The sequence below is a fragment of the Streptomyces sp. NPDC047117 genome (assembly GCF_040643545.1).
In the GTDB taxonomy this organism is placed as follows: Bacteria; Actinomycetota; Actinomycetes; order Streptomycetales; family Streptomycetaceae; genus Streptomyces.
The window spans coordinates 145,631-163,623 of sequence record NZ_JBEYUN010000010.1; the positions used below are offsets into that span (position 1 = coordinate 145,631).

A 17,993-nucleotide genomic window follows, 5' to 3' on the forward strand; every position below is an offset into this window, starting at 1 on the left:
TACCGCAAGTAACCGCACGTCAGCGCTGTGACCGCACGCCATACGCCATGACCGAGCGCTCCCCCGGGAGGAAGCAGTGGGCAGTGATCAGCGGGCCGTACCGGAAGGCCGCACGTCCTGGAAGAAGAGCGCGGCCGTGGCCGTCCCCGCCGTACTGGCCGTCGGAGCGCTGGCGACCGTGATGGCGCAGGGCGTCCTCGCCGCGTCCTTCGCCGTCTCCGGCACCAACTTCCAGGTGGCTTCCGGCAAGTTGACCAGCGAGGGGTTGTCCTCGTACGTACACACCGACCGCGCCGCCGACGGCACCGGCCACCCCGTCGCGCTGCTCGGCATCGGCAAGGCCTCGCTCTCCGACATCTGCCAGTCGGCGCAGGTCGAAACGCCGGTGGGACCGGTGGTCTTCAAGCTCACCGCGGGCGGTGCCGCGGGCCCCGTCACCGCGGACAGCCTCGTCATCGACGGCGAGGACCTGGTCGGCGACGCGCGCTTCGGCACCGCGCAGATCGGCCGGGACGCCTCGACGCTCGACGAGGTACCGGGCATCCGCGGCCCGAAGGGCAAGTTCGGGCTGCAGGCCGGGGACATCGAGGTCGCGGGCGTGAAGTCGCACGCCTGGTCGGCCACCGGCGGGAACTTCCGCCTCAAGGGGCTGAAGTTGGGCGTCAGCCTGGGCGGCAAGAAGTGCTTCTGAGGCGCCCGCGCCCGCCGGCCCGGCTGACGGCGCTCCGGGCCCGGCTGGACGCGCGCCTTCCCTGGCCCGAGGCGCGGGCACGGTTCGGCAGGTGGCGGCGGGCCCGGCCGTTCTGGGCCGGGCTGCTGCTGATCCTCGGCGGCGCCGAACTGCTGCTCGTACCGCTCTCCCCGCTCGGCGTCCTGGTCAGCCTGGGGATCGGCGGGCTCGCCGCGCTCGGCATCGGGCTGGCGCTGATCGTGGCCGGGCTGTTCCTGTGGTGCACCCCCGGCGCGCGGCACTACGTGAGCGTCAACGCGCTGATCCTGTCCGTGATTTCCTTCGCGGCCACCAACCTCGGCGGCTTTCTGGTCGGCATGGGGCTGGGCATCGCCGGCGCGGCGATGGGCTTCGGCTGGACACCACTGCCCGCGGAACCGGACCCCGCGGCGGAGGAAGACGTTGCGAAGGAAGGCGTTGCGGAGGAAGGCGTTGCGGAGGAAGGCGTCGCGGAGGAGGACGCCGCTCGCCCGCGGGGCCGTACGGGCCCGCGCACCGCCCTCGCCGTGGCGCTCCCGGTGACCCTGCTGGTCACGCTCGGCGCGCCCGCCACCGAGGCGCGCGCCGCCGGACCGGGCATCCCCGCGCCCGCCGCCGTCCCCACCGTCACCACCAGCCGTTTCGCGCCCAAGGGCTTCACACTGGCCGGGGTCGAGGAGGTGCCCACGGCACGCGGCCCGGTGCGGGCGATGGTGCTGAGGATGAAGGCCGCCTCGCTCTCCGACTACCGGCTGTTCACCCGGGACGGCAGCGAGGAGCTGGGGCTGGGCGCGAAGAAGCTGCAGCTCAGCGGGGACGTGACGCTCTACCTCACGAAGTTCAGCGGCTGCGTGGAAGGCGTGCTCTGCCTGACCTTCACGCCCGACCGGCTGCCCGTGCCCCCGCTCGTGCCGCCCTTCGTGTACCTGACGGACGTCTCGGCGGAGCAGGCCCTGGTCACCTCGGACGTGATCACCGCCGACGGCCTGCGGCTGCGCGCCGACGCCCCGGTGCCGCCGGCCGACTGACCCGGCACCGCACCCGCACCCGCACCCGCACCCGGCCCACCGTGCGTTTGTCACGGGTGGGCCGTGCGTCTTTCCCGGTCAGCACGTGACGGACGGCGCTGTTGCGCGCCGGGCAACTCTGCGATGGTCGCAAATAGGTGGTGCCGCAGCGATATCCGCGGAACGGATCCGCTCCGGCGTCACACGCGCGGCGAATTCAGGGGCCGACGCTCCGGGACCGGAGGGTTCAGTGGACAAAAGGTACGAGGTCTACTGCCTCATGGACCCGCATTTCTACGACGCACCGGCCCGTGCCGAGGGCGGGGAAACCGCCTTCCCGCAAGCCCTGGGGCCCGCGCCGGACGGCTGGCGCCGCGCAGAAGTGGACGACTGGATCGCCTTCCGGCCCGGCGGCGGCACGCTCCCCGCACAGGGCTGGAAGATCCACGTCTCGGCGTGTCTCGACAACGCGGCGGACATTCTCACCACGGTTCGGGAGTACTGCGTACCGCGCCGGATCGCCTTCAAGTTCCTGCCCGACCGGGACACCCTGCTGCTCGCCAACGCCAAGTACGCGCACCGTGGTTCGAGCGGCAAGTTCGTGACGGTCTACCCGGCGGACGAGGCGGAGCTGGAGGTCGTGCTCACCGAGCTGGGCCGGCTGCTCGACGGCCGGACCGGCCCGTACATCCTCAGCGACCTGCGCTGGGGCGACGGCCCCCTCTACGTCCGGTACGGAGCCTTCGCCGAACGGTACTGCGTCTCCGCTGACGGCGAGGTCGAACCGGCCGTGACGGACGGCGACGGGCAGCTGGTGCCCGACGTCCGCGGGCCGTCCTTCCAGGTGCCCGACTGGGTGGAGCTGCCGGACTTCCTCGCCCCGCACCTCGCGCGGCGCGGCGACGGCGCCGCCCTCGCCGACCTGCCCTACCGGTTCGAGAGCGCGCTGCACTTCTCCAACGGCGGCGGCATCTACGCGGGCACGGACGCGCGTACCGGTGAGCGTGTGGTGCTCAAGGAGGCCCGGCCGTACGCGGGGTTGACGCCGGACGGCCGGGACGCGGTCGCCCGGCAGCGGCGCGAGCGGGAGATGCTGGCGCGACTGCGGGGACTGGACTGCGTTCCCGCGCTGCACGACCACTTCGAGATGGGCGGCCACCACTTCCTGGTCGAGGAGTTCATCGAGGGGACCGAGCTCAACGACCTGTTCGTCGACCGGTACCCGCTCACCCTCGCGCGCCCGGACGAGGCCGCGACGGCCGACTACACCTCCTGGGCCCTCGACGTGTACGACCGCGTGGCGCGGGCCGTCGGCGAGGTCCACGCGCGCGGGGTGGTCCTCGGCGACCTGCAGCCGTCGAACATCATCGTCCGCCCCGACGGCAGCGTGGTCCTCATCGACCTCGAAGGAGCGGCGGACGAGGCCGAGGGGCGGCGGCAGGCCCTGGGCGCCCAGGGCTTCACGGCGCCGCGGAGCATGCGCGGCACCGCCGTCGACGACTACGCCCTGGCCTGCCTGCAGCTCTTCCTCTTCCTGCCGCTGACCGGCCTGCTCACCCTCGCGCCCGGGAAGGCGGGGCAGTTCGCCCGGGAGGCGGTCCGCACCTTCCCGCTGCCCGACGGGTACTTCGACGCCGCGGTACGCCTCCTCACCGGCGGCGGCGGGACGGCCGGAAGTGCGACGGCCGAACCGCGGCTGCGGCCGGACCGTGCCGGCTGGGCCGAGGCCCGCGACTCGCTGGCCGGTGCCGTCCTCGCGGCGGCCACGCCCGGGCGCGACGACCGGCTCTTCCCCGGCGACATCGAGCAGTTCGCCTCGCCGGGCGGCGGCCTGGGCGTGGCGTACGGCGCGGCCGGGGTGCTGTACGCGCTGGACGTGACGGGCGCCGGGCGCCACCCGGGGCACGAGGAGTGGCTGATCCGGCGCGCCCTGCGCCCGCAGCCGGGCACGCTGCTCGGCTTCTACGACGGGCTGCACGGCGTCGCGTACGTCCTCGACCATCTCGGGCACCGGCACGAGGCGCTGAAGATCCTCGACCAGCTGGCGGGCGAGCACTGGCAGCGGCTCGGCCTCGACCTCCACGGCGGGCTGTCCGGCATCGGCCTGAACCTCCTCCACTTCGCCACGGCCACCGGCGAGCCGGCCCTGCAGGACGCGGCCCGCGAGGCGGTGGACGCCGTGGCCGCCCGGCTGGGCCCGGCCGACGCCGTGCCGGAGGTGAGCGGCGGCGGACACCCGTACGCGGGCCTGCTGCGCGGCTCGTCCGGCCCCGCACTGCTGTTCCTCCGGTGGTACGAGCACACCGGCGACCCGGAATTCCTCGACCTCGCCGCGACGGCGCTCCGGCAGGACCTGCGCCGCTGTCTCCTCCGGGACGACGACGGCGTCATGGAGGTCGACGAGGGCTGGCGGACGATGCCGTACCTCGCGGACGGCAGCGTCGGCATCGGCCTCGCCCTGGACGACTACCTGGTACACCGGGAGAACGAGGGCTTCACGGCGGCCGCCGAGGCGATCCGCCGCGCCGCCGAGGGGCGCTTCTACGTCGAACCGGGCCTCTTCGACGGCCTGGCCGGGATGATCCTGCACCTCAGCCGCGCGCACCCGGCCGGCACCGCGGCCGAGCGCGACCCGGCCGTTGCGGACCAGATCCGCCGGCTGGCCCGGTACGCCGTGGTCCACGAGGGCCGGCTCGCCTTCCCCGGCGAGGAGTTGCTGCGCCTCTCCCTGGACCTGGCCACCGGCAGCGCCGGGGTGCTGCTGGCGCTCGGTGCCGCCCTCCACGACTCCCCCGTGCGGCTGCCGTTCCTCGCGCCGCCGCCCGCCCGGCACGCCGGGCCCCCGAGCCATTCAGTCCCCGTCCCCATGGAGAAGTACGGAGGTGAAACGTCATGACCGTTCTTGACCTGCAACGCATGGAAACCACCGCTCACCACGGCGGCAAGCCGAGAAGGAGCGGTGCCAGCAAGTACTGCGGCGGCACCAGCCGGCTGAGCCTGCTGCTCTGCTGAAGGCCGTAGGGGCGAGGACGTGCGACACGTCCCCGCCCCTTCGTGTATCCGTACCGGGAGTGGGCCATGGACCGACACGCCGCGGACCGCCTGCTGCTGGCGGCAGCGCGGCGGGGCGGGCCCTGGGTGCCCGCCATGCTGGCCACCTCCCTGCTGCTCGCCGGTGTGTACACCGTGCTGCCCGCCCTCATGGGCCGCACCGTCGACGCCGTGCTCGCCGGCGGCCACGCCGCCGGCTGGCTCACCCTCAGCATCGCGGCGATCGCCGTCCTCATGGTGTGCGACCTGCTGGACGACCTCGTGGGCAAGCTGGCCGAGGCGCGTGCCACGGCCTGGCTCCGGCACACCCTCCTCCGGCACGTCCTGGACCTGGGCACCCGCGCCACCCGCCGCTTCACGGCCGGGGACCTGGTCAGCCGGCTGGTGGGCAACTCCGCGCGGACCGGGCAGGTCGCGTCGACGCTGGTGTGGGCCGTGATGGACCTGGTGCCGCCGGTCGGCGCGGTCGTCGCGCTGGCCCTCATCGACCCCTGGCTGTGTCTCACCTTCCTCGTGGGGCTGCCGATCGTGCTGTCCCTGGTGCGGACGTTCGTGCGCGACGCTTCCGACATCAACGAGCGCTACTACGCCGCCCAGGGCCGGGTGGCCGCCCGGCTCGTCGACGCCCTGACCGGGATCCGCACGATCACCGCGGCCGGGACCGTGGACCGCGAGGTGGGCCGCGTCCTCGGGCCCCTGCCGGAGCTGCGCCGGCACGGCTCCGGGATGTGGCGGGCCCTCGCGCGGGTCTCGGCGCGGGAGGCCCTGGTCATCCCGCTGCTGGAGGTCGCCGTGCTCGCGGTCGCCGGCCTGGAGCTGGCCCGCGGCCGCATCACGCCGGGCCAGGTGCTCGCGGCGGGCGAGTACGTGGTGCTGGCCACCGGGATCAGCGCGCTGGTGTCGTCGGCGAGCCGGCTGGCCATGGCCCGCGCCACCGCGGGCCGGGTCGCCGAGGTGCTCGCCGAGCCCCCGGTGACGTACGGCGGCACCAGCCTCCCCGACGGGCCAGGGACGCTGGAGTTCCGTGGCGTCACCGTGCGGGAGCCGGACGGCGACGGGCGCGGCCCCGGCGGCACCGTCCTGGAGGACGTGTGGCTGACCGTCCCCGGCGGCGCCCTGGTCGCGGTCGTGGGCCGGTCCGGGTCCGGGAAGTCCCTGCTGGCGGCGCTGGCCGGGCGGCTCGCCGACCCGGACGAGGGCGAGGTGCTGCTGGACGGCGTGCCGCTGCGGCGCCTCGGCAGACCCGCGCTGCGCGGCGCCGTGGCGTACGGCTTCGAGCGTCCGGTGCTGCTCGGCGAGACGTTCGCCGACGCCATCGGCATGGGGCCGCGGCCGACAAGCGCTGAGGAGGTGGCGCGGCAGGCCGCGGCGGCGCGGGCCGACGCCTTCATCCGCCGGCTGCCCCAGGGGTACCGGACCTGTCCGGCGGACGCCCCGCTCTCCGGCGGCGAGGTGCAGCGCGTCGGGCTGGCCCGGGCATTCGTGCAGGCCGGGCGGGTGCTGGTACTGGACGATGTGGCCGCCAGCCTGGACACCGTGACCGAGCACCACGTCAGCCAGGTCCTCACCGGGGCCCTGGCGGGACGCACCCGGCTCGTCGTGACCCACCGCGCGTCCACCGCCGCCCGCGCCGACCGGGTGGTGTGGCTGGACGGCGGCGGCGTACGCGGCCAGGGCACGCACCGCGAGCTGTGGTCGCGGCCCGGGTACCGGGCGGCGTTCCGGCCGGACCCGCCCGGCGCGGGCCCCGCACCGGGTCCGGCCGCGCGGGACGGCGCCACGCGGGCCGGGGGCGCGGCGTGACGGGCGCGGCCGGGCTGCTGCGGTCGTCGCTGCGCCGCCGGCGCCGGGAGTTCCTGCGGCTCGCCGGGTGGTCGCTGATCCAGGCCGTGCCGGCGTTCCTCTCGGGGTGGGTGGTCGCCCGCGCGGTGGACGAAGGTTTCCTCGCCGGCCGGGCCGGAACGGGCTTCGCCTGGCTGGGGGTGCTGGCGGTGGCGGCCGTGGTCGGCGCGTGGGCGACGCGGCACGCGACGCTCGGGCTCGCGGCCGTCGTCGAGCCGCTCCGGGACGAGCTGGTCTCCATGGTCGCGTCCGGCACGCTGCACCGGTCGGCTCGGCGGACCGACCGGCCGGCCGACACCGGCGGCGTGGCACGCCTGACCGAGCAGGTGGAGATCGCCCGTGAGGCGTACGCGGCGGTGGTGATGTTCGTGCAGGGGTTCGCCGCCTCCTCGGTGGGGGCGCTGCTGGGCCTGGCCACCCTGGACCCCGCCCTTCTGCTGTTCGTGCTGCCGCCGCTCCTCGTGGGGCTCGGGCTGTTCGCGGGGGCGCTGCGGGCGATGGCCGCGCGCCAGCGGGAGGTGGCGCTGGCCGACGAGCGCGTGGCCGGGACCGCGAGCGAGGTGACCGGCGGGCTGCGGGACGTGGTGGCGTGCGGCGCCGAGGACGTCGTACGGGAGCGCGCGGGGCGGCACATCGACGCCTCGGCGCGGGCCACCCGGGCGCTGGCCCGGATGACGGCGGTGCGGACCGCTTCGCTGGCGGTCGGCGGCTGGCTGCCGCTCGTCCTCGTCCTGGCCGGCGCGCCGTGGCTGGTGCAGCGCGGGGTGACGGCGGGTGCGGTGCTGGGTGCGGTGACGTACGTGTCGCAGGGGCTCCAGCCGTCGTTGCAGGAGCTCGTCTCGGGGGTCGGCGACAGCGGGCTGTGGCTGCTGGTGACGCTCGGCCGGATCGCGGAGGTGGCCGAGGGGCAGCGCACCGCTCCCGCGTCCCGGGAGCCCGGGCACCCCCGGGACGCGGGGGTGGAGCTGCGCGGCGTCACGTTCGGCTACGCGCGGTCCGCCGAACCGGTGATCGACGGGCTCGATCTCGCGCTGCGGCCGGGCGAGCATCTGGCCGTCGTGGGGCCGAGCGGGGCGGGGAAGTCGACGTTCACCGCACTGGTGGCGGGGGTGCTCACGCCCCGGTCCGGCGGTGTCCGGCTGGGCGGCGTACCGGTCGCCTCCCTGGACGGGGCCACGGCCCGGCATCGGGTGCTGATCCCGCAGGAGGCGTACGTGTTCGCGGGGACACTGTGGGAGAACCTCACCTACCTGGCGCCGGACGTCGCGGCGGCAGCGGTGGACGAGGCGGTGGACGAGGTCGGGGCGCGGCCGCTGGTGGACCGGCTGGGCGGTTACGAAGCGGCCGTGGACGGGCAGCGGCTGTCGGCCGGGGAACGCCAGCTGGTGGCCCTGGTGCGCTCCTATCTGCCGCCGGCGGAGCTGGTCCTGCTGGACGAGGCGACCTGCCATCTCGATCCGGCCGCCGAGGCGCGTGCGGAGGAGGCGTTCGCCCGCCGCCCGGGGACGCTGATCGTGTGCGCGCACCGGATCAGTTCGGCGCTGCGGGCCGACCGGGTGATGGTGCTGGACGGGACGCGGGCCGCGCTCGGCACGCACGAGGAGCTGATGGCGGGCTCCGCCCTCTACCGGGACCTGGTGGGGCACTGGGAGGACGGGGGCGGCGGGAGCCCGGGGCTCAGAGCCAGCCCGACTCCCGGGCGATCCGGATCGCGTCGATCCGGTTCCGTGCCCCGACCTTGCGAGTGATCGCCGAGAGGTGGTTGCGGATCGTGCCGGCGGACAGCGACAGCAGGTCCGCGATCTCCCGCCCGGGGGTTCCCGCCGCGGCGAGCCGCAGGACCTCCCGCTCGCGCGGCGTCAGCGGGTCCTGCGCCGCGTCGAGCACCAGCAGCGCCAGCGCCGGGTCGATGTAGCGGTGGCCGCCCACCACCTTGCGGATGCCCTCGACGAGCCGGTCCGAGGGCGCGTCCTTGCAGACGAGGCCCGGCGGCCGCAGGGCCAGTACGCTGCGCAGCCGCTCCAGCGTCGGCGCTCCGGCGACCAGCAGCGTCCGGCATTCGGGGAGCCGCTCGCGCAGCGTGCCGGCGGCGGCGAGCACCTCGTCCTGCCGGCCGTCGGCGTCGATGACGACCACGTCGGGGCGGTAGGTCAGGGCCCGCGCGAGGACCTGGCCGTCTCCCTCGGCCTGCGCGACGACCTCGATGTCCGCTTCGCGGGTCAGGAGTGCGGCGAGCGCTCCGCGCATGAGCCCGTTTTCCTCGACGAGAAGAACCCGGATCACTGTCGCTCCCTGGGATCGGACCTGTTCCCCGCATCCCCCCCCGGGGAATTATCTCCGGGTCTGCCCGCATCTGCCCGCCCTGCCGGGCGCCCCATGGATTTATTCGCGAAAAATTCGGGAACGGCGGAACCTCTTGGCGGGTCCGCCCGTTGTACAGAGTGAGGCCCCGCATCATCCCCCGTGTGCGGGGCCTCACCAATGCCCGCGGCCCCGGGCCGAAGCCGGTCGCGGCCTGCTACGCCTCGTCCTGGACCAGGCGGTCCAGCATGGTCTGGAAATCCTCGTCGACGATCACCCGCAGCCCGTCCCCGTCCGGTTCACTCAGCCGGGTCATCGTGCCCCGCCGCCACCAGAACACATTCGGGGTGATCGCGCCCGCCGAGTCCTCGTGCCCGGCCGCCGCGAACTGCGCCATCGCCTGGAGCGCCGGAATGACCTGGGCATCGTGGATCCGGTGGAAGGCCAGCTGGTGCCGGAAGGGCAGCGCCACCAGCGCGCCGTCCTGCGTCAGCGGCGCGCCGGTCAGCCGCTCCGCCAGCTCGTCGAGGACCAGCACCCGGCTGGCGGTGAAGAAGGAGTCGCCGAGCACCACTTCGAAGTTCGAGCCGTCGCCGCGGCGGACCGTCTCGTGCCCCTCGACGGGCAGCGCCCGCAGGTTGTTCAGCGCGCGGATGCGCAGCTCGGCGAGGTCCCCGATGTCCAGCAGCGAGTCCTCGCCGAGCATCTGCACGGCTTCGGGGAGGTCGAGCGCGAGCACCTCGCGCAGGCCGGGGGCGAGCGGCCGGGCGTACCGGAAGGAGTCGGAGGCGGGCAGGGAGTCCTCGGCGACGACGCGCGGGTAGAGCCGGGCCCGGATCTCGTCCTCGGACAGCGTCTCCAGCGGCTGGGGGCCGTCCATCGTACGGAGGACCTTGCCGACGTGGTCCCGGACGAGTGCGGGCCAGGCGCGCTCGCCGCGCCGGTCGCGGTGGCAGACGGCGGCGAGGTTGCCCAGGCCGAACTGCCGGCCGGAGGAATCGGCGACCATGCCGGCGTACACGGTCACTTCCAGGCCCTGCTCTGCGAAGGCCGTCCGCACCTGGCCGCGGAAGATTCCGCCCTCCCGGTCGGAGAAGAATCCGAACTCCGCGTCGCGCGGGGTGTCGCGCGGATCCCTCTTCGGTCCGCGGCGGAACAGGCCCATCTCTTCCTCTTCCTCCCGGCGACAGCCACGAATGCGCCGATGGTAGCCGCCCGCCGGTCCGGTCTCGACCGCGCGTGACGCCGTCCGGAGCACGTACCGGAACCCGCCTCCCGCCATCCTCACGAGCGGATTCGGGGCTTCGGGATGCGCGGCGGGCAGCGGGGGGACAGCCTGGGGGTATGACCACACATCCACCGGTGATCGTGTATCCGCCCGCCGCCGGTGGGCGGCGGGTGACCATTCACGGCCAGATCGTGGGGCTCGCCCACGGCCGCGGGGACGTCGCGGAGTTCCTGCGCCGGGCCGGGGTGTCCGATGCCGAGGAGATCCCGCTGGCCGATCCCGCGCTCATCGAGTGGCGGGGCGGCGACCTGGACTACTGGCCGCGGGGCGAGTGAGGGCGGCGCGCGTACCGGCCTCCGCGTGCCTGCCGGCGGCCGGTACGTCCGTCAGAGTTCCTCCTCGGCCCGCTCCGTGCTTCCGCGGAGCGGGTCCAGGCGTGCGCGGACCCACCGTTCCACGTCGCCCACGTGGCGGCCGGCCGCGGTGAAGGCGGCCAGGCTGTCGCGGGAGCGCAGCGCGGCGTAGATGTCCATGTGCTGCTGATGGGTCCAGGAGAGGACGTCCGACTTGACCAGGGCACGCCAGATGCGGGCCCTGGCGGTGCGCTGGGTGACGGAGGAGACCAGCGACGTCAGCGTGCGGTTGCCGGTCGCGGCGACGATGTCCGCGTGGAAGGCGAGGTCCTCGCGGACCAGTTCCTCCGGGTCCTGCAGGGTCCGCATCCGTTCGATGCGTTCCAGCAGTCCGTCCAGCGCGGCGTCGTCGATGCGGGTGGCGGCCAGCGCGGTGGCGCCGGGCTCCAGGACCTTGCGGCACTCCAGCATCTCTTCCAGTCCGGTGTCCTGGGCCAGGTCCAGGAAGCTGCCGAGCGCGCTGAGCAGCCGCTCCGGGTGCAGGTCGGTGACGAAGGTGCCGTCCCCGCGCCGTACGTCCAGCACCCCCGCCATGGCCAGCGCCCGGACCGCCTCGCGGAGCGAGGGGCGGGACAGCTCCAGCTCGGCGGCGAGCACCGCCTCCGGGGGGAGGCGGTGGCCGGGCGCGAACTCGCCGCTCTCGATGCGCTTGCGCAGCCGGCCGATCGCCTCGTCGACGACGCTGCCGCCGCCGGCCCCGTCGGCGCGGCCCGGCCGCTCTTTCTTGGTGGGCATGGACGTCAGGATGCCACCCGGCCGCCGCCGTTCCAGACCGGGCCGTCCGGGTAGCGGTGGGCGTCCAGCGTCTCGCGCCGGATCCGTGCGCTGTAGCCCGGTGCTTCGGGGACGAGGTAGCGCGAGCCGCGGACGCGTACCGGGTCGTGGAAGTGCTCGTGGAGGTGGTCGACGTACTCGATGACGCGGTTCTCCATGGAGCCGCTGACCGCGATGTAGTCGAACACCGAGAGGTGCTGGACCAGTTCGCACAGGCCGACGCCGCCGGCGTGCGGGCAGACCGGTACGCCGTGCGCCGCGGCGAGCAGCAGGGCTGCGACGGCCTCGTTGACGCCGCCGAGCCGGCAGGCGTCGATCTGGCAGACGCCGATGGCGTCGGCCTGGAGGAACTGCTTGAACATCACGGCGTTGTGGGCGTGTTCGCCGGTGGCGACGTGGGTGGGGCCGATCTGCCGGGCGATGGCGGCGTGGCCGAGGACGTCGTCGGGGCTGGTCGGCTCCTCGAACCACCAGATGTCGAACTCGGCGAGGGCCTTGGCCCAGGCGATCGCCTCGTCGACGCCGAGGGTCTGGTTGGCGTCGATCATCAGACGGCGGCCGGGCCCGATGATGTCGCGGGCGATGCGGCAGCGCCGGATGTCGTCCTGGAGGTCGGCGCCGACCTTGAGCTTGACGGAGTCCCAGCCCGCGTCGACTGCCTCCTGGCAGAGCCGGGCGAGCTTGGCGTCGTCGTAGCCGAGCCAGCCGGCGCTCGTGGTGTAGGCGGGGTAGCCGTGTTCCCGTACGTATGCCTCGCGTTCGGCCCGCCCGGCGGCCTTCTCCTCCAGCATGGCCAGCGCGTCCTCGGGGGTGAGCGCGTCCTTGAGGTAGCGCCAGTCCACCAGGTCGACGATCTGCCGGGGCGTCATGTCGGCGAGCAGCTTCCAGACGGGCTTGCCGGCCTGCTTCGCGGCCAGGTCCCAGCCGGCGTTGACGACGGCGGCGGTGCCGAGGTGGATGGCGCCCTTGTCGGGGCCGAGCCAGCGCAGTTGGCTGTCGCCGAGCAGGTGGCGGGAGAAGCCGCCGAGGTCGCCGGTGATCTCCTCGACCGTCAGGCCGACGGCCCGTTCGCCGATCGCGCGGGCGGCGTGGACGGCGAGGTCGTTGCCGCGGCCGATGGTGAAGGTGAAGCCGTGGCCCTCGGGGGCGTCGGCCCCCTCGGTCTTCAGGACGACGTACGCGGCCGAGTAGTCGGGGGCCTCGTTCATGGCGTCCGAGCCGTCGAGCTGCCGCGAGGTGGGGAAACGGACATCGATCGTCTCGACGTCGACGATACGGGCGGTCATCGGCGCTCACTCCTGTACGGGTGCGTCGGGTGAGGGGCGCTGCGGCGCAGCGCGACCAAGATGTCAGATGTCTGCACCCCTCGGCCAGAGATCCCGTCGAGAAAAATTGCCGGTGCACGGAGTATTGCCGGACAAGCACACGACTCGTACGGTCCAGCGGTCAGATGTCTCCCGCAGGAGGTCAGATGAACGCGGACACCGTGCGCCGGAAAGTGGCCAGGCGCCTGCTCCCTCCCCTCTTCCTGATGTTCGTGCTCAGCTTCCTCGACCGCACGAACGTCGCGCTCGTCAAGACACACCTGGCCACCGACGCCGGGATCGACGCGGCCGCGTACGGCTTCGGCGCCGGCGTCTTCTTCGTCGGCTACGCCCTGCTCGGGGTGCCCTCGAACCTGGTGCTGCACCGCTGGGGCGCCCGCCGCTGGCTCGCCGTGCTGATGTTCGTCTGGGGGCTGCTCTCCTGCGCGATGGCACTGACCAGCAGCCCGACCGGCTTCTACGTGCTGCGCTTCCTGCTCGGCGCCGCCGAGGCCGGCTTCTTCCCCGGCGTGATCCTCTATCTCACGTACTGGTTCCCGGCCGCCGACCGGGGGAAGGCGACCGGCATGTTCCAGTCCGCCGTGGCCGTCTCCAGCATCATCGGCAATCCGGTGGGCGGTTACCTCATCGGGCTGCACGGCCTGGCGGGGCTGGACGGCTGGCAGTTGATGTTCCTGCTGGAGGGCGCGCCGACGGTACTGCTGGCGCTCGCCGTGCCGTGGCTGCTCACCGACCGCCCCGAGGACGCCCGCTGGCTGACCGACGAGGAGAAGGCGCTGCTGACCGCGCGGATCGAGGCGGACCGCCCGGCCGAGGACGCGCGTCCGCCCCGCCGGATCCGCGAGATCGTCGGCGACAGCCGCGTACTGCGCCTGATGTTCGTGTACTTCGCGATCCAGATCGGCGTCTACGGCGTCACCTTCTGGCTGCCCGCGCTGGTCGGCCGGATCGACGGCCTGGACGACGTCGGCATCGGCTTCGTCTCGGCCCTGCCCTGGGTGTTCGCGCTGCTGGGCGTGCTGGTCCTGCCCTGGCTCTCGGACCGCAGCGGCAACCGGCGCGGCCCGCTCCGCCTCGCCCTGCTGCTCACCGCGGCCGGCCTCGTCGGCGGGGCGCTGCTGCCGCCGGTCCCCGCGGTGCTGGCCCTGTGCGTGGCCGCGTTCGGCTTCCTCGGCGCCCAGCCGGTGTTCTGGACCGTGCCGCCGACGATCCTCACCGGCGTGCAGATGGCCGGCACGATCGCGCTGATCTCCGGCTTCGGCAACCTCGGCGGCTTCCTCGGCCCGTACGTCATGGGCGTCACCGAGTCGGCCACCGGCTCCGGCACCAACGGCCTCTACGCCATCACCCTGATCGTCGCCGCCGGCGCCGCGGTCGTCACCGGCTTCCGCTGGGCGGGCCTCCGCGCCTCCCCCACCACGCACCCGAAGACCGAGAAGGAGGAGATCACCGATGACCCGCATCGTGCGCTTCGCTGACACCACCGGCGTGGTCCGCACCGGACTCGCGGACGACAGCGGCGCGATCCGCGTCTTCCCCGGTACGCCGCAGATCGCCCGGCTGCTGCGCCGCACCGCCGCCGAACTGCGCGCGCTGACCGAGGAGACGGCGGCGCGCGAGCCGGACGCCACCGAGGCGGAGGTCCTGCTGCTGCCGCCGGTCGACGGGCTGACGGAGGTGTGGGCGGCCGGTGTGACGTACGAGCGGTCGCGGGAGGCGCGGATCGCGGAGAGCACCGAGCAGTCGGTGTACGAGCGGATCTACGACGCCGAGCGTCCCGAGCTGTTCTTCAAGTCCGTGCCGTGGCGCGTGGTGACCGACGGCGAGCCGATCGCGGTACGGGACGACTCGGCGCTGAACGTTCCCGAGCCGGAGCTGGCGCTCGTCCTCAACCGGCATGCCGAGACGGTGGGTTACCTGGTCGCCGACGACGTCAGCTCCCGCTCCATCGAGGGCGAGAACCCGCTGTACCTCCCCCAGGCCAAGGTCTACGCCGGAAGTACGGCGCTCTCGGCGGGCATCGTGCCGGCCTGGGAGATCGACGATCCGTCGGCCCTGAAGATCACGATGACGGTGTCCCGGGACGGCGGCGCCGCCTACGAGGCCACCACCTCCACCGCCGCCTTCCACCGCGACCCGCGGGACCTCGTACGCCATCTCTTCCACAGTCAGCCGTTCCCCGACGGCGCGGTGCTCTCCACCGGTACGGGCATCGTGCCGGAGCTGGACTTCACCCTGTGCGCAGGCGACCTGGTGGACATCGCCGTCGACGGCGTGGGCCGGCTGGTCAACCCGGTCCGCACCGGCCGGGACCCGCTGGCCTGGCTGACCGAGGCCCTCGACGACCCGTGGGTCCGGCTGACGCACCGCCGCGTCTGACCGGAGGCCCGTACGGGGTGGGACGTCGGGTCAGGCCATCGGCGCCGAGCGGCCCGCCGCCGCCAGCACCGCGTCGGCGGCATCGGCCCGGAAGAGGTCGCGGCCGGCGGCGATCCGGGCCCGCCGGACCGGGCCGTCGCAGGTCAGGTCGGCGAGGGCTTGGAGCAGGTCGGCCGGGCCGTCGGCGAGGGCGGACAGCCCGGCCTCGGCCATCCGCCGGGCGCCCGCCGCGCCGTGCCCGGGGATCGGGCGGTGGGTCACCACCGGCAGCCCGGCCGCCAGTGCCTGCGCCGCGGTCTGCCCCGCGGCGTTCTCCACCAGCGCCCCGGCCGCCGCCATCAGCGCCGGCACGTCCGCCACCCAGCCGAGGGCGACGGTTCCCCGCACCCGGCCGAGCCGCCGCCGCAGCGACCGGCTGCGGCCGCACATCACGACCGGGAGGTAGCCGCCGTCGCGCAGCAGCGCGGCCGTGCGCGCGAGGTGCGAGGCGACGCCCCAGGCGCCGCTGGAGAGGAGGACCGGGGTGCGGCCCGGGGCCAGTGCGGCGAAGCGGCGGGCGAAGCGGGCGGTACGGGCGGGGTCCGGCGGGGCGTGGAACGCGGCGGGCACGACGGGGCCGACCGCCTCGGCCGCCCGGCCGCCGAGCCGCCCGACGTCCTCCGCCGTCTGCCGGGTCGGGCAGAGGTGCAGGTCGTTGGCGGGGTGGAGCCACTGGCGGTGCACGGCGAAGTCGGTGACCACCACGATGCTCGGGCAGCGCAGCGCCCCGGCGTCCCGGAGGCGGCCGGTGACCTGTGCGGCGAGGTGGAAGGTGGCGAGTACGGCGTCGGGGGGCTCGCCGGCCAGGCGTCGCCGCAGTTCCCGGGCGGCGGGGGCGACCACGGGTGAGGTGTCGGGGCCCGGGTGCGGGCGGCCGGGGCCGGCCGGCGGGCGGGGGGCGAAGTAGGCGCGGTAGATCGCCTCGTAGAGCGCGGGCGTGTACCGGATCGTGGCGGCGTAGAAGCCGCGCAGCGCGGCACCGGTACCGGCCGGCAGCAGGTCCAGGACGTCGAGCGTCGCGACGCGGTGGCCGCGGCCGGTCAGCCGGTGGGCCAGTTCGCCGGCCACCGCGTGGTGGCCGGCCCCCATGCCGGCGCTGAGGATGACGAAACGTCCGCCCATGTGCCCACGCCCCCGGTCCGGATGCCATTCCCGAGCATTTCGCAACGTACGCGACCATACTGGACCGCATGCGCATCGACCGTCCTCCGCTCGGAGCCGCCGCGTGGCAGGTGGCGGCCGCGGCCGCCACGGCGACGGCCGCGCTGCACATCGGACCGGCCGGGACCTGGCTGCCTCCGGTACGGCGCATGCTCTTCCCCGGCCTGGACGGGCAGGGGCAGCCCGGGCACGTGGCGCTGACCTTCGACGACGGACCCGACCGGGCGAGCACGCCGCGCTTCCTGGACGCGCTGGACGACCTGGACGTCCGGGCGACCTTCTTCCTGCTGGGCTCGGCGCTTGCCGAGGCCCCCGAGACGGGGCGGGAGCTGGTGGCACGCGGGCACGAGGTGGGGCTGCACGGCTGGGACCACCGCAGACCGTGGTGGCCGGGACCGGTGCGCGAACTGCGCGACCTGCGCCGGGCCGTGCGCGCGGTCACGGACATCTGCGGGCACCGGCCGCGGTGGTACCGGCCGCCGTACGGCATCCTCACCGGCGGCCGGTGGGCCGCGGCGCACCGCCTCGGGCTGCGGACCGTGCTGTGGTCGGCGTGGGGCCGGGACTGGGTGGCGGGCGCCTCCGCGGAAACGATCGTGCGCACCGTGGAGCACCGGCTGGAGGGCGGCGGGACCGTGCTGCTGCACGACAGCGACCGGACCTCGGCACCCGGCTCCTGGCGCGCCACGCTCCAGGCCCTGCCCGTGCTGGTACGGAACTGCCGGCGGCAGGGGCTCACGGTGGGCCCGCTGCGCGACCACGGGGCCGACGACACGGGGCCGTAACCCCTGTGGTGGCAATTGCCCGGATCATCACGAAAGCCGTGGCATGCTGATGAGATGTCGGAGCCTGTGCCCCGCCCCGACCGGGCCCGGGCACAGCCGCTGAGGGTGCGTACCGTCTCCGGAGGAGGTCTCCTGTGGAAGCCACGGGACCACTGCCGCACAGCCCTGTGCTCCCCGAGGGCCGGCCCGGACCCCACGGCGCCGCGCGGCGGCCGCACCGGACCGGGGCACCGGTGGCTCTGATCACCGGCGCCTCGTCGGGCATCGGCGCCGCCGTGGCCACCCGGTTCGCCGCCGAGGGCGGCTGGCAGCTCCTGCTCAACGGCCGGGACGAGGAACGGCTCGGCCGGGTCGCGGCCCGCTGCGATGCCACGCCACTGCCCTGCGACCTGAGCGACCCGGCCGGCTGCGAGCAGCTCGTCGGCGCCGCGCTCGACGTGTCGGGCGGGGTCGACGTCCTGGTCGCCGGGGCGGGCATCGGCTGGGCCGGGCCGTTCGCCACGATGCCGCCCGACGCGATCGACGAGGTACTGGCGGTGGACCTGGCCGCCGTCCTGCACCTCACCCGTCGCGTCCTCCCCCACATAGTGCGCAGGGGCCGCGGTCATCTGCTCTTCGTGGGCTCGATCGCGGGCGCCGTGGGCGTGCGCGAGGAGGCCGTCTACTCGGCGGCCAAGGCGGCGGTCGCGGCCTTCGCCGAGAGCCTGCGGTACGAGCTGGCCGGTACCGGCGTGCGCGTGTCCCTCGTGGTGCCCGGCGCGGTGAACACCCCCTTCTTCGCCCGCAGGGGAGCGCCGTACCAGCGCTCCCGGCCCCGGCCGATCGACGCGTCGCGGGTGGCCGACGCCGTGTGGGAGGCGGTGGCGCACGAACGCAGCGAGGTCTTCGTGCCCGGCTGGCTGCAGCTCCCGGCCCGTTTCAAGGGGCTCGCCCCGGCCCTGTTCCGGCGGCTGGCCACGCGTTTCGCCTGAGGGACCGA

Annotated in this window: 16 protein-coding genes; 11 read left to right on the forward strand and 5 right to left on the reverse strand. The window is 74.5% G+C overall.

Annotated elements, in window-relative coordinates:
- Positions 1-76 precede the first annotated feature (76 nt).
- From ABZ840_RS21005 to ABZ840_RS21030, 6 genes are all read left to right on the forward strand, one after another.
- Positions 77-691, forward strand: coding sequence for a DUF6230 family protein (locus ABZ840_RS21005; RefSeq protein ID WP_361561573.1), 615 nt, complete (start codon positions 77-79; stop codon positions 689-691).
- Entirely contained in the window at positions 682-1,737 is a 1,056-nt protein-coding gene (locus ABZ840_RS21010) for a DUF6114 domain-containing protein (protein ID WP_361561574.1), read from the forward strand. Before ABZ840_RS21005 ends, ABZ840_RS21010 begins: the two co-directional genes overlap by 10 nt.
- A 229-nt stretch (positions 1,738-1,966) precedes the next feature.
- Positions 1,967-4,612 carry a class III lanthionine synthetase LanKC gene (gene lanKC / locus ABZ840_RS21015; RefSeq protein WP_361561575.1) on the forward strand — a complete coding sequence of 882 codons (2,646 nt, stop codon included), beginning with the start codon at positions 1,967-1,969 and terminating at the stop codon, positions 4,610-4,612.
- Positions 4,609-4,728, forward strand: coding sequence for a SapB/AmfS family lanthipeptide (locus ABZ840_RS21020; protein WP_361561576.1), 120 nt, complete (start codon positions 4,609-4,611; stop codon positions 4,726-4,728). Before lanKC ends, ABZ840_RS21020 begins: the two co-directional genes overlap by 4 nt.
- A 66-nt stretch (positions 4,729-4,794) precedes the next feature.
- Positions 4,795-6,570: an ABC transporter ATP-binding protein gene (locus tag ABZ840_RS21025; protein ID WP_361561577.1), complete on the forward strand. Its 1,776-nt coding sequence runs from the start codon at positions 4,795-4,797 to the stop codon at positions 6,568-6,570.
- A complete protein-coding gene (locus ABZ840_RS21030; protein WP_361561578.1) occupies positions 6,567-8,357 on the forward strand; it encodes an ABC transporter ATP-binding protein in 1,791 nt (596 codons plus the stop codon). The genes ABZ840_RS21025 and ABZ840_RS21030 overlap by 4 nt, the downstream gene beginning before the upstream one ends.
- On the opposite strand, the gene ABZ840_RS21035 is transcribed toward ABZ840_RS21030, so the two are convergent.
- Both ABZ840_RS21035 and ABZ840_RS21040 read right to left on the reverse strand, forming a co-directional pair.
- The gene (locus ABZ840_RS21035; protein ID WP_361561579.1) at positions 8,287-8,892 is read right to left on the reverse strand and encodes a response regulator transcription factor; all 606 of its coding nucleotides are present in this window, start codon (positions 8,890-8,892) and stop codon (positions 8,287-8,289) included. The genes ABZ840_RS21030 and ABZ840_RS21035 overlap by 71 nt on opposite strands.
- 235 nt (positions 8,893-9,127) lie before the next feature.
- Positions 9,128-10,075: a hypothetical protein gene (locus ABZ840_RS21040; protein ID WP_361561580.1), complete on the reverse strand. Its 948-nt coding sequence runs from the start codon at positions 10,073-10,075 to the stop codon at positions 9,128-9,130.
- A gap of 179 nt (positions 10,076-10,254) precedes the next feature.
- Here ABZ840_RS21040 and ABZ840_RS21045 point away from each other — a divergent pair, with 179 nt between their 5' ends.
- Complete coding sequence (locus ABZ840_RS21045; RefSeq protein ID WP_361561581.1) at positions 10,255-10,473, forward strand: hypothetical protein; 219 nt, start codon at positions 10,255-10,257, stop codon at positions 10,471-10,473.
- 51 nt (positions 10,474-10,524) lie between these two features.
- Here ABZ840_RS21045 and ABZ840_RS21050 read toward each other — a convergent pair whose 3' ends face one another.
- Positions 10,525-11,286, reverse strand: coding sequence for a FadR/GntR family transcriptional regulator (locus ABZ840_RS21050; RefSeq protein WP_361561582.1), 762 nt, complete (start codon positions 11,284-11,286; stop codon positions 10,525-10,527).
- A 5-nt stretch (positions 11,287-11,291) separates the two neighbouring features.
- On the reverse strand, positions 11,292-12,611 hold the full coding sequence (locus tag ABZ840_RS21055) for an enolase C-terminal domain-like protein (protein ID WP_361561583.1): 1,320 nt from the start codon (positions 12,609-12,611) through the stop codon (positions 11,292-11,294).
- A 185-nt stretch (positions 12,612-12,796) separates the two neighbouring features.
- On the opposite strand from ABZ840_RS21055, the gene ABZ840_RS21060 reads away from it, so the two are divergent.
- Together ABZ840_RS21060 and ABZ840_RS21065 are read left to right on the forward strand one after the other, a co-directional pair.
- The gene (locus ABZ840_RS21060) at positions 12,797-14,128 is read left to right on the forward strand and encodes an MFS transporter (RefSeq protein WP_361561584.1); all 1,332 of its coding nucleotides are present in this window, start codon (positions 12,797-12,799) and stop codon (positions 14,126-14,128) included.
- The gene (locus ABZ840_RS21065) at positions 14,103-15,029 is read left to right on the forward strand and encodes a fumarylacetoacetate hydrolase family protein (protein WP_361561585.1); all 927 of its coding nucleotides are present in this window, start codon (positions 14,103-14,105) and stop codon (positions 15,027-15,029) included. The genes ABZ840_RS21060 and ABZ840_RS21065 overlap by 26 nt, the downstream gene beginning before the upstream one ends.
- A gap of 30 nt (positions 15,030-15,059) precedes the next feature.
- On the opposite strand, the gene ABZ840_RS21070 is transcribed toward ABZ840_RS21065, so the two are convergent.
- On the reverse strand, positions 15,060-16,190 hold the full coding sequence (locus tag ABZ840_RS21070) for a galactosyldiacylglycerol synthase (RefSeq protein WP_361561586.1): 1,131 nt from the start codon (positions 16,188-16,190) through the stop codon (positions 15,060-15,062).
- Between the two features lie 68 nt (positions 16,191-16,258).
- Here ABZ840_RS21070 and ABZ840_RS21075 point away from each other — a divergent pair, with 68 nt between their 5' ends.
- Entirely contained in the window at positions 16,259-17,014 is a 756-nt protein-coding gene (locus ABZ840_RS21075) for a polysaccharide deacetylase family protein (RefSeq protein ID WP_361561587.1), read from the forward strand.
- A 134-nt stretch (positions 17,015-17,148) separates the two neighbouring features.
- Positions 17,149-17,985, forward strand: a complete 837-nt coding sequence (locus ABZ840_RS21080) for an SDR family NAD(P)-dependent oxidoreductase (RefSeq protein WP_361561588.1) — start codon at positions 17,149-17,151, stop codon at positions 17,983-17,985.
- Positions 17,986-17,993: the final 8 nt, after the last annotated feature.

What these genes read in the sequence shown, in the direction of transcription:
- ABZ840_RS21020 (WP_361561576.1), top strand. Translation starts at nt 4,609, where the DNA reads ATGACCGTTCTTGACCTGCAACGCATGGAAACCACCGCTCACCACGGC.
- ABZ840_RS21025 (WP_361561577.1), top strand. Translation starts at nt 4,795, where the DNA reads ATGGACCGACACGCCGCGGACCGCCTGCTGCTGGCGGCAGCGCGGCGG.
- ABZ840_RS21040 (WP_361561580.1), bottom strand. Translation starts at nt 10,075, where the DNA reads ATGGGCCTGTTCCGCCGCGGACCGAAGAGGGATCCGCGCGACACCCCG.
- ABZ840_RS21045 (WP_361561581.1), top strand. Translation starts at nt 10,255, where the DNA reads ATGACCACACATCCACCGGTGATCGTGTATCCGCCCGCCGCCGGTGGG.
- ABZ840_RS21050 (WP_361561582.1), bottom strand. Translation starts at nt 11,286, where the DNA reads ATGCCCACCAAGAAAGAGCGGCCGGGCCGCGCCGACGGGGCCGGCGGC.
- ABZ840_RS21055 (WP_361561583.1), bottom strand. Translation starts at nt 12,611, where the DNA reads ATGACCGCCCGTATCGTCGACGTCGAGACGATCGATGTCCGTTTCCCC.
- ABZ840_RS21060 (WP_361561584.1), top strand. Translation starts at nt 12,797, where the DNA reads ATGAACGCGGACACCGTGCGCCGGAAAGTGGCCAGGCGCCTGCTCCCT.
- ABZ840_RS21065 (WP_361561585.1), top strand. Translation starts at nt 14,103, where the DNA reads ATGACCCGCATCGTGCGCTTCGCTGACACCACCGGCGTGGTCCGCACC.
- ABZ840_RS21070 (WP_361561586.1), bottom strand. Translation starts at nt 16,190, where the DNA reads ATGGGCGGACGTTTCGTCATCCTCAGCGCCGGCATGGGGGCCGGCCAC.
- ABZ840_RS21075 (WP_361561587.1), top strand. Translation starts at nt 16,259, where the DNA reads ATGCGCATCGACCGTCCTCCGCTCGGAGCCGCCGCGTGGCAGGTGGCG.